We start from the raw sequence: 14,759 nt of genomic DNA, 5'->3' as shown, positions 1-14,759 counted from the left end.
ATCAGAGGGTTATTTAATCATCGTCGTCTTTCACTGGTCAGTGACGCGTATTGTTTTGCCAGTTCGACTAATACTGACGCCGATTTCTTAATTCTGTAATTTTTTGACCACACCGCGGCATAACGCGCTATGGGTAATTCATCTTCCACCGGCAGTACAATAAACTGGTCGGAACCGAATGGCGCAATCATGTCGCGGGGAATAACCGTCAGGTAATCGGCATTCAGGACAAGGTTATAAATGGTCACGACGGAATCGGTCTGGACGATGTTTTCAATGCTGATGTGATTGTCTTGCAGGGTGGTCAGAAGTTCTTTGTAGTAGCCCATATCGGTTTGCGGCATCACCCACTGTTCATCCGTGAGTGATGCCAGTGTAGTCGAGCCGGTGCACGTTCGTGATTTGTTGGCTACCAGGACAAACTCAGACTCAAACAGCGGCTCGACATGAAGATCCTGCAGCAGCATTTCATCACTTAATGTGCCGATGGCAAAATCCAGCCGACCGTCGCGAATGGCCGGCAGGAAAGAGGACAGCTGAGCTTCGTACATCGAGACGCGCGCTTTCGGGAACACTTCCTTGAATTTTTTGATCATTTCGGACAGGAAGGTGAAGCCAATGAGCGACGGGTAACCAAAGGAGACATCCATGACGGTACTGAAACTGAGGCTGTTGATCTCGCTCACCATGTTTTTCATCTCACGGGTGATCGACTCAGAATACGAGAGTAATACCTGGCCTGCCGCAGTCAGTTTAACGCCGGTGTTTTTGCGCACCATGACTTCAACGCCAAAGTAAGATTCGATATCGCTGATAATTTTGCTGACGGCAGGTTGCGTCAGGCCCAGTTGTCTTGCAGCAGAACCAATGGAGCCACTTTTAATGACTTCCTGAAATACCACGAGGTGCTGTGTTTTCGGTAGAATAATAGTGTTCATAATATTCTGCGCTTATTTCCCTATGACGGGGTGGATTCTACTCAATATGGCTGACGGGGGTATGTGCTGTTACTCACAATTTGCTTTTTCACACCCTTAATCAGCATAACGATAATCCATTAAAACACTTTATTATCAATAAGTTACATTAAAATAAATACGCCATAACGCTGATATTGATCAACAAAAAGAGCAGTAATAAATTTATTTTATGGCGATAACACAGGTAAATTTTTCGGCGCTAAAAAAATCGATAAAGACTATCTTTCAGGCAATTAAAGATTAATAAATAACCGTAATTCGTTTAAAACATTCTTTCAATTTATCAAATTTGTCTGGGGTGATTTTGCTGACTTTCGGGAAACAGTGGAATGCATCACACATTCATGAGCTAAATGTTTTTGAATTCAATATACATATATCAAATAAGAAAACATTCACGATCATAAAAGCAACATTCATAACAAATTAACAATACTGCATAATCAGGATTTTTTAGCGTGAAATTTTGTGATTACGATCGCCAGCAGATGCGAAAAAGACACTGAAGGGGTGAAAGCAGTGAAATGTGCTTAATGTCGCAAATATGATAATTGATGTCGTGTGAGCGATGCATCGGGTGGCACTTGCTTGCAATTTGCAAGGCCGATAAAAACAAAAACCCCGCCGAAGCGGGATTTTATAAAAAGTTGAAGCTGGCCGATAAGCCTCGTTCTTTCATAGAAAGCGGAGTGGACAGTCATTCATCTCGTTTAGCGCAGATAGCAAAAACCCCGCCGAAGCGGGGTTGTGTAAAAAGTTGAAGCTGGCCGATAAGCCGCGTTCTTTCATAGAAAGCGGAGTGGACAGTCATTCATCTCGTTTAGCGCAGATAGCAAAAACCCCGCCGAAGCGGGGTTTTGTAAAAAGTTGAAGCTGACCGATAAGCCGCGTTCTTTCATAGAAAGCGGAGTGGACAGTCATTCATCTCGTTTAGCGCAGACAGCAAAAACCCCGCCGAAGCGGGGTTTTGTAAGAGTTGAAGCTGACCGATAAGCCGGGTTCTGTCGTGGACAGTCATTCATCTAGGCCAGCAATCGCTCACTGGCTCAAGCAGCCTACCCGGGTTCAGTACGGGCCGTACCATGTGAACCCCTATTTGGCCTTGCTCCGGGTGGAGTTTACCGTGCCACGGACTGTTGCCAGCCGCGCGGTGCGCTCTTACCGCACCCTTTCACCCTTACCTGATCCCGCTTGCGCGGGCCATCGGCGGTTTGCTCTCTGTTGCACTGGTCGTGGGTTTCCCCCCCAGGCGTTACCTGGCACCCTGCCCTATGGAGCCCGGACTTTCCTCCCCTCCGCCCGTCTCCCCCCGAAAGGGGACGACGACGAAGCGGCGACTGTCTGGTCAGCTTCGGCGCGCAGTATAGAGGGTTTGTGCCCCGCTGTCACCCTTGGGCGTGCATCCCTATCTGCAAAGTGGCGGCGATATTGCGCGAGGCGCGGTAAATATTGTCAAACGCCCCACGGTAAGCCTCTTCCAGCGACTCGACGCGGCTCAGCACGCTGAACACCGCGTCGATGCCATACTGATGCACGACCCCCACATCCCGGGTCAGACTGCCGGCAATGCCGATCACCGGCTTATGGTATTTTTTGGCGATACGGGCGATACCGACGGGCACTTTGCCCTGAATGCTCTGGCTGTCAATGCGCCCTTCGCCCGTCAGTACCAGCGTGCAGTCGTGAATATGTTCTTCGAGGTTAAGTGCCTGGGTGACAATCTCAATACCGCTCTTCAGTTCCGCGCCGAGGAAGGCCATCAGGGCCGCCCCCATGCCCCCCGCGGCACCCGCACCGGGAACCTGTTTCACGTCAATTCGCAGAGATTTTTTTATCACATCGGCATAGTGGCTGAGGTTAGCGTCGAGAGTGAGGATCATCTCCTCTGTCGCCCCTTTTTGCGGGCCAAAGATACGGGAAGCGCCTCTCTCGCCAACCAGCGGATTCGTGACGTCGCACGCGACGTGGATTGTGCAATCTTTTAGCCTGGCGTCGAGGCCGGAGAGATCGACGCTGTTGAGCGCCATCAGGCTGCCGCCGCCATAACCCATTTCAGTGCCGTTGGCGTCGCGGAGCGTGGCCCCCAGCGCCTGCATCATTCCGGCGCCGCCGTCGTTGGTGGCACTGCCGCCAATGCCGATAATGAGATGTCGGGCACCTTTATCCAGCGCGCTGAGAATAAGCTCCCCGGTACCCCGGGACGTGGTGACGAGCGGGTTACGTTGGGTGGCCGGGACCAGTGCCAGACCGCTGGCTGCGGCCATCTCAATAAATGCCGTGCGGCCGTCGCCGGACATGCCCCAGCGGGCGTTTACCTGTTCACCCAACGGGCCCGTGACCCTGGCATGCTGTTCTGTGCCCTGGGTGGCGGCGATCAACGCGTCAACCGTACCTTCCCCGCCGTCGGCAACCGGCACCGAAACATAAAGTGCGTCGGGGAAAATTTCCCGAAATCCTTTTTCAATCGCCTGAGCAACCCCGGAGGCAGAAAGGCTTTCTTTCCAGGAATCTGGCGCGATTACGATTTTCATAGTTGTCGCCTGTTACCGCACTCGGCAAAAATAGCGGACGCGTTCCCGCGTCCGTTTTTATTAGCGAGAGACTTCCACCTTCGCCAGTTTTTCGTAGTAGCACGCAATCGCGCTGTGGTCGGCAGTGCCCAGACCATCCGCTCGCAGGGCCTGCATCATCTCCATGACGGCGGCGGTCAGCGGCAGCTGCGCGCCCACGCCGTGGGAGGTATCCAGGGCATTCGCCAGATCTTTAATGTGCAGGTCGATTCTGAAACCGGGCTTGAAGTTACGATCCATCACCATGGGCGCTTTGGCATCCAGCACGGTGCTGCCCGCCAGGCCGCCACGGATCGCCTGATACACCAGATCAGGGTTAACGCCCGCTTTGGTGGCCAGCGTCAGCGCTTCCGACATTGCGGCAATGTTCAGCGCCACAATCACCTGGTTTGCCAGCTTGGTGACGTTACCCGCCCCGATATCGCCGGTATGCACCACGGATCCCGCCATGGCTTTCATCAGGTCGTAGTATTTGTCGAAAACAGCTTTGTCGCCGCCAACCATCACCGACAGGGTGCCGTCGATGGCTTTGGGCTCTCCGCCGCTGACCGGGGCATCCAGCATATCGACGCCCTTCGCGTTTAGCGCCTCACTGATTTCACGGCTTGCCAGCGGCGCGATAGAACTCATGTCAATTACCACCAGGCCGGGTTTGGCACCGTCAATGATGCCGTTCTCCCCCAGGGCCACCTCTTTCACATGCGGGGAGTTTGGCAGCATGGTGATAATGACATCACACTGCTCAGCAATCGCTTTGGCGTTTGCTGCGGTTTCTGCACCAGCGGCAATCACCTCGGCCACGGCTTGCGGATTATGGTCTGCAACCACCAGGGAGTAACCTGCTTTGATGAGGTTTTTACTCATGGGTTTACCCATGATCCCAAGGCCAATAAAACCCACTTTCAGCGTCATAATTCGTTTCCTCAATGATGGTTATTTTTTAAAGGCGTCCGCTAACTTCTGCGTGGCCGAGCGGAATACGCCGAGGTCGCTACCGACGGCAACGAAGGTCGCGCCCCACTCCAGATAGCGGCGGGCATCAGCCTCAACCGGCGCCAGAATGCCGCACGGTTTGCCGTGCGTGTTGGCACGGGCAAAGATGTGCTGAATAGCGCGCTGCACCCTCCGGATGACTCGCATTGCCCAGATGGCCGAATGCCGCAGCAAGATCGCTTGGGCCAACGAAGATGCCATCCACACCGTCGGTGGCAGCGATAGCGTCGACGTTATCGACCCCCTGCTGGCTCTCAATCTGTACCAGGATGGTGATGTTGCTGTTGGACTGTGTGAAGTAGTCCGGGACGGTGCCAAACATGTTGGCACGATGGGAAACGGAGACCCCGCGGATCCCTTCCGGCGGATAACGTGTTGACGCCACGGCCTGCACCGCCTCCTCTTCCGTTTCCACAAACGGGATCAGGAAGTTGTAGAACCCAATATCCAGCAGACGTTTGATGATTACCGGCTCGTTGGTCGGGACGCGAACCACCGGCGCGCTATGGCTCCCTTTGAGCGCCATTAACTGCGGAATAAAGGTGCTGATATCGTTCGGCGCATGTTCGCCGTCCAGCACCAGCCAGTCGAAACCGGCCAGGCCCAGGACTTCGGTGCTGATGGGGCTTGCCAGCGCGGACCAGCAGCCAATCTGGATCTGGTGCGCCGCGAGGGCCGCTTTAAACTTATTCGGGAAGATATCATTATTCATCACGTTTACCTTTTTAATTCCGCAGTCTTATTCAGGTTCATATTTATATTTTCAGACGCAGCGTCAGCGTTATATTTATTTCCTGACTTAATTTAGGCGTTATAAAATCGTCATTCAGTATAATCCTCACGTCATGACAGCACATTGTTTTAATGCTCAAGCATTGCGGCGTGTTTTGATAATATTTTGAGCATATGCACAACGTGATGGGCGCTGATGCACAGAATCAGGCATTGCTGGCCGGGTGGCATCTGCGCCGGTTTTAAGGAGCGATCGGGATCACATTTTGATATCTCGTCTCCTGACATTCTTTATTGACTCAAGCCGCGTCTTTATTTCTGCGATAAGAAAATAAACATCCCCTGGCTGCATTTACTATCAGACATTTTGCTGGAGAATATTGAACAATGGCCGACATTGAAATTCGACAAGCGTCGCCGACGGCGTTCTATATCAAAGTTCACGACACGGATAATGTGGCGATAATTGTTAACGACAACGGTCTAAAAGCGGGTACCCGTTTCCCGGATGGGCTGGAGCTGACTGAACATATTCCGCAGGGGCATAAAGTCGCTCTGGTGGATATCCCGGCCCACGGTGAAATCGTGCGGTATGGCGAAGTTATCGGGTATGCGGTTCGCGCTATTCCTCAGGGGAGCTGGATTGAGGAGTCGCTGGTTGAGCTACCCGAAGCGCCGCCGCTGAACACGCTCCCCCTGGCCACCCGGGTTCCTGAGCCACTGCCCCCACTGGAAGGGTACACATTCGAAGGGTACAGGAATGCGGACGGCAGCGTAGGCACCAAGAATCTGCTCGGTATCACCACCAGCGTGCACTGTGTGGCAGGCGTGGTGGATTACGTGGTGAAAATCATTGAGCGCGACCTGCTGCCGAAATACCCGAATGTCGACGGCGTGGTAGGTCTGAACCATCTGTACGGCTGCGGCGTGGCCATCAATGCTCCGGCGGCCGTGGTACCGATTCGTACCATCCATAACATCGCGCTGAACCCGAATTTCGGTGGCGAAGTGATGGTCATTGGTCTCGGTTGCGAAAAGCTGCAGCCAGAGCGTCTGCTGCAGGGCACCGAAGATGTGAATGCCATTCCGGTCGACGAGGCCAGCATAGTTCGTTTACAGGATGCGCATCACGTCGGATTCCGTTCAATGGTTGACGATATCCTTCAGGTGGCGGAGCGCCATCTGGAAAAACTGAACCAGCGCCAGCGCGAGACCTGCCCGGCGTCAGAGCTAGTGATAGGCACCCAGTGCGGCGGCAGCGATGCGTTTTCAGGCGTCACGGCGAACCCGGCGGTGGGCTATGCCTCGGATCTGTTTGTCCGCTGTGGCGCCACGGTGATGTTCTCCGAAGTGACCGAAGTGCGTGATGCCATCCATTTGCTCACCCCACGCGCCATCAATGAAGAGGTGGGCAAACGCCTGCTTGAGGAGATGGCCTGGTACGATAACTATCTCGACATGGGACAAACCGATCGCAGCGCCAACCCCTCTCCGGGCAATAAAAAGGGCGGTCTGGCGAACGTGGTGGAAAAAGCCCTCGGCTCGATTGCCAAATCCGGCCAGAGCGCCATTGTTGAAGTGCTCTCCCCGGGCCAGCGCCCCACCAGACGCGGCCTGATTTACGCCGCGACCCCTGCCAGCGACTTCGTCTGTGGCACACAGCAGGTGGCATCCGGCATTACGGTACAGGTCTTTACCACCGGGCGCGGCACGCCGTACGGGCTGATGGCGGTACCGGTGATTAAAATGGCCACCCGTACCGAGCTGGCAAACCGCTGGTATGATCTAATGGACATCAACGCGGGCACCATTGCCACTGGCGAAGAGAGTATTGAGGATGTCGGCTGGAAGCTGTTCCACTTCATTCTGGACGTGGCAAGCGGCCGTAAGAAGACGTTCTCCGATCAATGGGGATTACATAACCAGCTGGCGGTGTTTAACCCGGCACCGGTGACGTGACCGTTCTCCCCCTCTCCCGAAGAGAGGGGGCAACTTATCCCTTCACCAACACCACATCTATTCCGCTCTTACGCAGCCCTTCCAGGCTCTCAGGCGGAATCCCTTCATCGACTATAATCATATCGATTCTCTGGGTATCGATGATTTTATGCAGGCTCGAACGGTTAAATTTGCTGGAGTCAGTGACCACGATAATACGCTCTGCCACCTCGCACATCCGCCGGTTCAGTCGGGCTTCATCTTCATTGTGGGTACTGACGCCGCGATCGAGGTCGATGGCATCGACCCCCAGAAAAAGCAGATCAAAGTGGTAATTCTGTAAGGACTGCTCTGCCTGGTCGCCGTAAAAGGATTGCGACTGGCGGCGCAAGTGCCCACCGGTCATCAGCAGCTCCACCCCTTCCGCTTCCAGTAATGCATTCGCCACGTTCATTCCGTTGGTCATGGCAATCACATCCGTGTGCTGACGCAGCATACGGGCGATTTCAAACGTCGTGGTTCCGGAATCCAGAATGATGCGATGACCCGGCTTCACCAGCGCGGCGGCCGCCTGCGCGATACTGCGCTTAACTGCAGTATTGAGCGAACTTTTGTCCTCCACGGAGGGTTCAGTGCCAGGCGCATTGCCTTCACAAATCAGCGCTCCGCCATAAGCACGAACGGCAATGCCCTGCTTCTCAAGAAACGCCAGGTCGTTACGGATCGTCACCGTGGAAACGCCATATAAATGAGAAAGATCGTTAACCTGCACGCTTCCCTGTGCCCGCAACCGCTGAATGATCTGCTCTCGCCTTTCACTGGTGCCGGTGACGCGCTTCTCCGCGGATGAATCGGTGCTGCTCATGCGAGCTCCTTAATAAATGGTCTTTCGTTTCATTTCGTTTTGTCTATTAACGCCTTTCTTTTATGGGAATGCAAGCCCTGCCTGCTTCCAGTCAGCGCACTCTCTCGTCGCTGAAACCTTTCATTATGTTTCTTTTGTGAAACAGATCGGAAAACTATTATCTTTCGTTTTATTTTTATACCACCATGATGCAGGATTAAATGAAACAAAACGAAAGATGAAAACCATCACCATCCGAAATGGAGAGGAAAGTGAAACATCTGACAGAAATGGTGGAACAACATAAACGGGGGAATGCGAACGGGATTTATGCCGTTTGTTCCGCACATCCACTGGTACTTGAAGCCGCAATTCGTTACGCCCAACTGCATCACACGCCGCTGCTGATTGAAGCCACCTCTAATCAGGTGGATCAATTTGGCGGTTACACCGGTATGACGCCCGCCGATTTTCACGGGTTCGTCTGTAAGCTCGCGGAATCCCTTGGTTTCCCGACATCGCAACTGATCCTCGGCGGCGATCATTTAGGGCCAAACCGCTGGCAAAACCTGCCTGCCCGGCAGGCGATGGCGAATGCCGAAGATCTGATCAGAAGCTATGTCGCTGCCGGGTTTAAAAAGATCCACCTCGACTGCAGCATGTCCTGTGAAGACGATCCGGTTCCGTTAACCGACGCCATCGTTGCCGAACGCGCGGCACGCCTGGCGAAAATTGCGGAGAAAACCAGCCTGGCGCACGCTGATGTCGCTGACCTGGTCTATGTCATCGGTACGGAAGTGCCGGTTCCGGGCGGCGCGCATGAAACGCTCACCGAGCTTGCCGTCACGACCCCTGAAGCCGCGCGTGCCACCCTTGAAGCTCACCGCCACGCGTTCGAGAAAGAAGGGTTAAGCGACATCTGGCCACGCATTATTGGCCTGGTGGTTCAGCCTGGCGTTGAGTTTGACCACGCACATGTGTGTGACTATCAACCGCAAAACGCCGTCGCCCTGAGCCATATGGTTGAAGCTTACGACACGCTGATATTTGAAGCGCACTCTACCGACTACCAGACACCGCAGGCGCTGCGCCAGCTGGTGAAAGATCACTTCGCCATCCTCAAAGTTGGCCCGGCACTGACCTTTGCCCTGCGTGAAGCGTTGTTCTCGCTGGCCGCCATTGAAGAAGAGTTGCTGCCTGCAAAAGCCTGTTCGGGCCTGCGTCATGTCCTGGAAAACGTGATGCTCGATCGCCCCGAATACTGGCAAAGCCATTATCACGGTGATGGCAATGCGCGACGCCTGGCACGCGGATATAGCTACTCCGATCGGGTGCGCTATTACTGGCCGGACAGCCAGATTGACGAAGCCTTTGCGCGACTGGTACGCAACCTGGCAGACGAACCGATCCCGCTGCCGCTGATCAGCCAGTACCTGCCGTTGCAGTACAGCAAAGTTCGCGAGGGTGCTCTCAAGTCGACACCACGGGACCTCATCCTCGACCACATTCAGGACATACTCCAGCAGTACCATGCCGCCTGCGAAGGCGTAACGACTCAAAACGCATAATTAAAAAGAGGAAAGCGCTATGCCAAACATTGTCTTATGCCGCATCGATGAACGCCTGATCCACGGTCAGGTAGGTGTGCAATGGGTTGGGTTTGCGGGGGCCAACCTGGTGCTGGTCGCTAATGATGAAGTCGCTGAGGATCCGGTTCAACAAAACCTGATGGAGATGGTGCTCGCAGAAGGGATCGCCGTGCGTTTCTGGTCGCTGCAAAAAGTGATCGACAACATTCATCGCGCTGCCGAGCGCCAGAAAATTCTGCTGGTCTGCAAATCACCCGCGGATTTTCTGACGCTGGTCGAAGGCGGCGTGCCCATCACCCGTATCAACGTAGGAAACCTGCATTACGCCAGTGGCAAAAAACAAATTGCCAAAACGGTCTCTGTCGATGCGAACGATATTGCCGCATTTAACGGCCTGAAAGCCGCCGGAGTGGAATGCTTCGTTCAGGGTGTTCCGACTGAGACTGCTTTGGATCTCTTTAAACTGCTCTGAGGGATTCACAATGGAAATTAGTCTCTTGCAGGCATTCGCGCTGGGCATTCTCGCCTTTATCGCGGGCCTGGATATGTTTAACGGGTTAACACACATGCACCGCCCGGTGGTGCTCGGGCCGCTGGTTGGCCTCATTCTGGGCGATCTGCACACCGGTATTTTAACGGGCGGTACGCTGGAGCTGGTTTGGATGGGGCTGGCTCCGCTGGCCGGCGCGCAACCGCCAAACGTCATTATCGGCACGATTGTCGGCACCACGTTTGCGATCAGCACCGGTGTGAAGCCGGATGTCGCCGTTGGGGTCGCCGTCCCGTTTGCGGTTGCGGTACAGATGGGGATCACTTTCCTGTTCTCCGTCATGTCCGGAGTGATGTCCCGCTGTGACCGCATGGCAGCCAATGCGGACACGAACGGCATCGAAAGGGTCAACTATCTGGCACTGCTGGCGCTCGGTATCTTCTATTTTCTGTGTGCCTTCCTGCCGATCTACTTTGGCGCTGAACACGCGAAAACCGCCATTGATGTGCTGCCGGAACGTCTGATTGATGGCCTCGGCGTCGCCGGCGGCATCATGCCCGCGATTGGCTTCGCCGTACTGCTGAAAATCATGATGAAAAACGTCTATATCCCTTACTTTATCATCGGCTTTGTTGCCGCAGCCTGGTTGAAACTGCCGGTGCTGGCGATTGCCGCGGCCGCGCTGGCAATGGCGCTGATTGACCTGATGCGTAAATCGCCTGAACCGGCGACACCTGCAGCCCAGAAAGAGGAATTCGAAGATGGCATCTAATCAAACTACGCTGCCTGGCGTTTCTGAACACGAAGAGACGCTGCTCACGGGCGTGAATGAAAACGTCTATGAAGATCAACATATTGGTGCCGAGCTGACGAAAAAGGATATTAACCGTGTCGCCTGGCGTTCGATGCTGCTGCAGGCCTCGTTTAACTATGAACGTATGCAGGCTTCCGGCTGGCTGTATGGCCTGCTGCCCGCGCTGAAAAAGATCCATACCAACAAGCGGGATCTGGCCCGCGCCATGAAAGGCCATATGGGCTTCTTCAATACGCATCCATTTCTGGTGACATTTGTCATTGGCATCATCCTGGCGATGGAGCGCTCCAAGCAGGATGTCAACAGTATCCAGAGCACCAAGATCGCCGTGGGGGCACCGCTTGGCGGCATTGGCGATGCCATGTTCTGGCTTACGCTATTGCCAATTTGCGGCGGGATCGGCGCAAGCCTTGCCCTGCAAGGCTCCATACTGGGTGCGGTGGTCTTTATTGTGCTGTTTAACGTAGTGCATCTTGGCCTGCGTTTTGGCCTGGCACATTACGCCTACCGGATGGGTGTGGCAGCCATCCCGCTGATTAAAGCCAATACCAAAAAGGTCGGCCACGCGGCTTCCATCGTGGGGATGACGGTCATTGGCGCGCTGGTGGCAACCTACGTACGTCTCAACACCACGCTTGAAATCAAGGCCGGGGATGCGGTGGTCAAGCTGCAAGCCGATGTTATCGACAAACTGATGCCCGCTTTCCTGCCGCTGGTCTATACCCTGACCATGTTCTGGCTGGTTCGTCGCGGCTGGACCCCACTGCGCCTGATCGGTATCACCGTTGTGCTGGGGGTTGTCGGTAAGTTCTGTCACTTCCTGTAAAGCAAAGAGGTCGCAATGTTAGGCATTATTTTGACGGGTCACGGCGGGTTTGCCAGCGGGCTTGAACAGGCGATGAAACAAATCCTCGGCGAGCAGCCGCAGTTTATCGCCATCGATTTTCCTGAAAGCTCCACCACCGCGCGGCTGACCGCGCAGCTTGAACAGGCAGTCAGTGAACTGGACGGGCAGCACGATATTGTGTTTCTCACCGATCTGCTCGGGGGGACGCCGTTCCGGGTGGCATCAACACTCGCCATGAAAAGACCCGGCAGCGAAGTGATTACCGGTACAAACCTGCAGCTGTTGCTTGAGATGGTGCTGGAGCGCGACGGGTTAAGCAGCGAAGCCTTTCGTCTGCAGGCCCTGGAATGCGGGCATCGCGGCCTGACCAGCCTGGTGGATGAGCTGGGGCGCTGTCGTGAGGAAGCCCCCGCTGAGGAAGGGATATGAGCCAGGTACTGCGCGCGCGTCGGCTGCTGACCGAGCGGGGCTGGCTGGACGATCACCAGCTACGCATGGAGAGCGGAATTATCACCGCCATCGAGCCGATCCCAGCTGGCGTGCATGCCCGGGATGCCGACCAGCTTTGCCCGGCGTATATCGATACCCACGTTCACGGTGGCGCGGGTGTGGACGTGATGGATGATGCCCCAGAGGTGCTGGACACGCTGGCGATGCATAAAGCGCGTGAAGGCACAGGGGCTTTTTTACCGACGACCGTCACCGCACCGCTGGAGACTGTCCACCGGGCGCTCGCACGCATCGCCCGGCGCTGTATGTCCGGGGGTCCTGGCGCGCAGATACTGGGCAGCTATCTTGAAGGTCCCTACTTTACGCCACAGAACAAAGGAGCACATCCGCCAGCGCTGTTTCGTGAGCTGGATGTCAGCGAACTGGACTCGCTGATAGAAGTATCGCAACACACCCTCAGGGTTGTCGCTCTGGCACCGGAGAAACCCGGTGCGTTGCAGGCCATTCGCCACCTTAAGCAGCGTGGGATACGGGTCATGCTCGGCCACAGCGCCGCGACGTACGATCAAACGCTTGCCGCTTTTGAGGCGGGCGCTGATGGGCTGGTGCACTGTTATAACGGCATGACCGGGCTCCATCATCGTGAACCCGGTATGGTCGGTGCAGGTTTGACGGACCCGCGGGCATGGATGGAACTGATTGCCGACGGGCATCACGTTCACCCGGGCGCTTTGCGGCTGTGCGCCTGCTGCGCCAAAGAGCGGATCGTTCTGATTACCGATGCCATGCAGGCCGCAGGGATGCCCGACGGACGTTACAGGCTGTGTGGCGACGAGGTCAACATGCACGGTGGGGTGGTACGCACCGCTTCCGGTGGGCTTGCAGGCAGTACGCTGTCTCTCGATGCCGCCGTGCGCAATATGGTGGCGCAGGCGGGAATAACGCCAGCAGATGCGATCCATATGGCCTCGCTGCACCCTGCCCGATTGCTGGGTATTGATCACCAGCTCGGTTCCTTAAAACCGGGCAAGCGTGCCAATATGATTGCGCTGGATGAAGGTTTCCACCTTCAGCAGATCTGGATCCAGGGTTTGGCTCTCCCCCTTTAGACCTTTCATTGTCCCGTTATTGGGCCTTGCGGCAAGCGATCGCAAGGTCTTTCTTTTCCTTTCCTTAATCATTGCCTTTTCTTTGCCGATCACACTTTTCGTTTTATTTCTTTTCTTCCATTGAACTTTCGATTTCTTTTCTATAGATTTTATTTAACTGCTTAAGTGAACAAGTGAAACGAAACGAAAGATAGCGACACGTTTGCCAGCGTCTGATGTGGAATTCACACGACTAAGGACTGAGTTATGTCAGAAACCAACACTACCGCCACCACCGGCACATGGACCGAAGAAGAGATCCGCCAGCAACCCGCCAGCTGGATCCGCTCACTCAACAATATCGATAACCTGCGCGCGTCGATCGATAACTTCCTGGCGCCGCTGCTGCGCAAGCACGAGCTGCGGATCGTGTTGACGGGGGCAGGCACCTCGGCCTTTATCGGCGACATCATTTCGCCCTGGCTCGCCAGCCACACCGGGAAAAACATTACCGCCGTACCGACGACCGATCTGGTCACGAATCCGATGGACTACCTGAACGCCGCACACCCGCTGCTGCTGGTGTCGTTTGCCCGCTCCGGCAATAGTCCGGAAAGCGTAGCCGCCGTTGAACTGGCAAACCAGTGTGTGCCGGAGTGCTACCACCTGTCGATCACCTGTAATGAGGCGGGAAGCCTTTATCAGACTGCGGTAAACAGCGATAACGCGTATGCGCTGCTGATGCCTGCCGAAACACACGATCGCGGGTTCGCGATGACCAGCAGCATTACCACCATGATGGCAAGCTGCCTGGCAGTCTTCGCCCCGGAGACGATCAACAGCCATACCTTCCGCGATGTGGCCGATCGCTGCCAGACGATCCTCACGTCACTGGGCGATTTCAGCCAGAGCGTCTTTGGCAACGATCCGTGGAAAAGGATCGTCTATCTGGGAAGCGGGGGTCTGCAGGGAGCCGCTCGTGAATCGGCGCTGAAGGTGCTGGAGCTGACGGCAGGCAAGCTGGCGGCGTTCTACGATTCCCCAACCGGTTTCCGTCATGGCCCCAAATCGCTGGTGGATCGCGAAACGCTGGTGGTGGTGTTTGTCTCCAGCCACCCCTATACGCGGCAGTACGATCTGGATCTGCTTGCTGAGCTGCGCCGCGATCGTCAGGCCATGCGCGTGGTGGCCATTGCCGCCGAAACCGATCCGGTCGTTGAGGCTGGCCCGCATATCCTGCTGCCCCCTGCCCGCACGTTTATCGATATGGAGCAGGCCTTCTGCTTCCTGATGTACGCCCAGGTCTTTGCCCTGTCTCAGTCACTTCGTGTGGGCAATACCCCGGATACACCGTCCGCCAGCGGCACGGTTAACCGTGTCGTGCAGGGCGTCGTTATTCATCCGTGGCAGGCTTAAGAGGATCC

General features: G+C 55.3%; 12 protein-coding genes, 1 other RNA gene and 1 pseudogene. 8 read left to right on the top strand and 6 right to left on the bottom strand.

Annotation, left to right across the window (positions count from 1 at the left end; all coding sequences use genetic code 11):
• Positions 1 to 17: 17 nt before the first annotated feature.
• From tdcA to garL, 5 genes and pseudogenes are all read right to left on the bottom strand, one after another.
• Complete coding sequence (gene tdcA / locus QE396_RS19980; RefSeq protein WP_014171743.1) at positions 18 to 938, bottom strand: transcriptional regulator TdcA; 921 nt, start codon at positions 936 to 938, stop codon at positions 18 to 20.
• Between the two features lie 1,016 nt (positions 939 to 1,954).
• Positions 1,955 to 2,333, bottom strand: an RNA gene (rnpB, locus tag QE396_RS19975) — RNase P RNA component class A.
• Between the two features lie 32 nt (positions 2,334 to 2,365).
• On the bottom strand, positions 2,366 to 3,511 hold the full coding sequence (garK, locus tag QE396_RS19970; protein ID WP_020883566.1) for a glycerate 2-kinase: 1,146 nt from the start codon (positions 3,509 to 3,511) through the stop codon (positions 2,366 to 2,368).
• A 60-nt stretch (positions 3,512 to 3,571) separates the two neighbouring features.
• Complete coding sequence (gene garR / locus QE396_RS19965; protein WP_020883565.1) at positions 3,572 to 4,462, bottom strand: 2-hydroxy-3-oxopropionate reductase; 891 nt, start codon at positions 4,460 to 4,462, stop codon at positions 3,572 to 3,574.
• A 21-nt stretch (positions 4,463 to 4,483) separates the two neighbouring features.
• Positions 4,484 to 5,255: pseudogene (gene garL, locus QE396_RS19960) on the bottom strand (2-dehydro-3-deoxyglucarate aldolase).
• Between the two features lie 407 nt (positions 5,256 to 5,662).
• On the opposite strand from garL, the gene garD reads away from it, so the two are divergent.
• Complete coding sequence (gene garD, locus QE396_RS19955; RefSeq protein WP_014171748.1) at positions 5,663 to 7,234, top strand: galactarate dehydratase; 1,572 nt, start codon at positions 5,663 to 5,665, stop codon at positions 7,232 to 7,234.
• Positions 7,235 to 7,268: 34 nt separating this feature from the next.
• Here the strand turns inward: garD and QE396_RS19950 are convergent, their stop codons facing one another.
• A complete protein-coding gene (locus tag QE396_RS19950) occupies positions 7,269 to 8,078 on the bottom strand; it encodes a DeoR family transcriptional regulator (RefSeq protein WP_020883561.1) in 810 nt (269 codons plus the stop codon).
• Between the two features lie 251 nt (positions 8,079 to 8,329).
• Here QE396_RS19950 and kbaZ point away from each other — a divergent pair, with 251 nt between their 5' ends.
• The 7 genes from kbaZ (at position 8,330) to QE396_RS19915 (ending at position 14,751) form a co-directional block, all read left to right on the top strand.
• A complete protein-coding gene (gene kbaZ, locus QE396_RS19945; protein ID WP_020883560.1) occupies positions 8,330 to 9,625 on the top strand; it encodes a tagatose-bisphosphate aldolase subunit KbaZ in 1,296 nt (431 codons plus the stop codon).
• 19 nt (positions 9,626 to 9,644) lie between these two features.
• On the top strand, positions 9,645 to 10,118 hold the full coding sequence (gene agaV, locus QE396_RS19940) for a PTS N-acetylgalactosamine transporter subunit IIB (protein WP_014171751.1): 474 nt from the start codon (positions 9,645 to 9,647) through the stop codon (positions 10,116 to 10,118).
• Positions 10,119 to 10,128: 10 nt separating this feature from the next.
• A complete protein-coding gene (gene agaW / locus QE396_RS19935; RefSeq protein WP_020883559.1) occupies positions 10,129 to 10,908 on the top strand; it encodes a PTS N-acetylgalactosamine transporter subunit IIC in 780 nt (259 codons plus the stop codon).
• Complete coding sequence (gene agaE, locus QE396_RS19930) at positions 10,898 to 11,776, top strand: PTS N-acetylgalactosamine transporter subunit IID (protein WP_020883558.1); 879 nt, start codon at positions 10,898 to 10,900, stop codon at positions 11,774 to 11,776. Before agaW ends, agaE begins: the two co-directional genes overlap by 11 nt.
• A 15-nt stretch (positions 11,777 to 11,791) precedes the next feature.
• Complete coding sequence (gene agaF, locus QE396_RS19925; protein WP_020883557.1) at positions 11,792 to 12,226, top strand: PTS galactosamine/N-acetylgalactosamine transporter subunit IIA; 435 nt, start codon at positions 11,792 to 11,794, stop codon at positions 12,224 to 12,226.
• Positions 12,223 to 13,356, top strand: a complete 1,134-nt coding sequence (gene nagA, locus QE396_RS19920) for an N-acetylglucosamine-6-phosphate deacetylase (RefSeq protein ID WP_020883556.1) — start codon at positions 12,223 to 12,225, stop codon at positions 13,354 to 13,356. The genes agaF and nagA overlap by 4 nt, the downstream gene beginning before the upstream one ends.
• 246 nt (positions 13,357 to 13,602) lie before the next feature.
• Entirely contained in the window at positions 13,603 to 14,751 is a 1,149-nt protein-coding gene (locus QE396_RS19915) for an SIS domain-containing protein (protein ID WP_020883555.1), read from the top strand.
• The last annotated feature ends 8 nt before the right edge of the window (positions 14,752 to 14,759 follow it).

Origin of the sequence: Enterobacter sp. SORGH_AS_0287, from assembly GCF_031453695.1 — a bacterium.
Classification (GTDB): domain Bacteria; phylum Pseudomonadota; class Gammaproteobacteria; order Enterobacterales; family Enterobacteriaceae; genus Enterobacter; species Enterobacter ludwigii.
Note: the sequence above shows the minus strand (reverse complement) of the source record. Positions and strands in the feature narration are given on the sequence as shown.

Coding starts and splice junctions, on each gene's coding strand:
- agaF (WP_020883557.1), top strand. CDS start 11,792: ATGTTAGGCATTATTTTGACGGGTCACGGCGGGTTTGCCAGCGGGCTT.
- garD (WP_014171748.1), top strand. CDS start 5,663: ATGGCCGACATTGAAATTCGACAAGCGTCGCCGACGGCGTTCTATATC.
- garR (WP_020883565.1), bottom strand. CDS start 4,462: ATGACGCTGAAAGTGGGTTTTATTGGCCTTGGGATCATGGGTAAACCC.
- agaV (WP_014171751.1), top strand. CDS start 9,645: ATGCCAAACATTGTCTTATGCCGCATCGATGAACGCCTGATCCACGGT.
- nagA (WP_020883556.1), top strand. CDS start 12,223: ATGAGCCAGGTACTGCGCGCGCGTCGGCTGCTGACCGAGCGGGGCTGG.
- agaE (WP_020883558.1), top strand. CDS start 10,898: ATGGCATCTAATCAAACTACGCTGCCTGGCGTTTCTGAACACGAAGAG.
- agaW (WP_020883559.1), top strand. CDS start 10,129: ATGGAAATTAGTCTCTTGCAGGCATTCGCGCTGGGCATTCTCGCCTTT.
- tdcA (WP_014171743.1), bottom strand. CDS start 938: ATGAACACTATTATTCTACCGAAAACACAGCACCTCGTGGTATTTCAG.
- QE396_RS19950 (WP_020883561.1), bottom strand. CDS start 8,078: ATGAGCAGCACCGATTCATCCGCGGAGAAGCGCGTCACCGGCACCAGT.
- QE396_RS19915 (WP_020883555.1), top strand. CDS start 13,603: ATGTCAGAAACCAACACTACCGCCACCACCGGCACATGGACCGAAGAA.
- garK (WP_020883566.1), bottom strand. CDS start 3,511: ATGAAAATCGTAATCGCGCCAGATTCCTGGAAAGAAAGCCTTTCTGCC.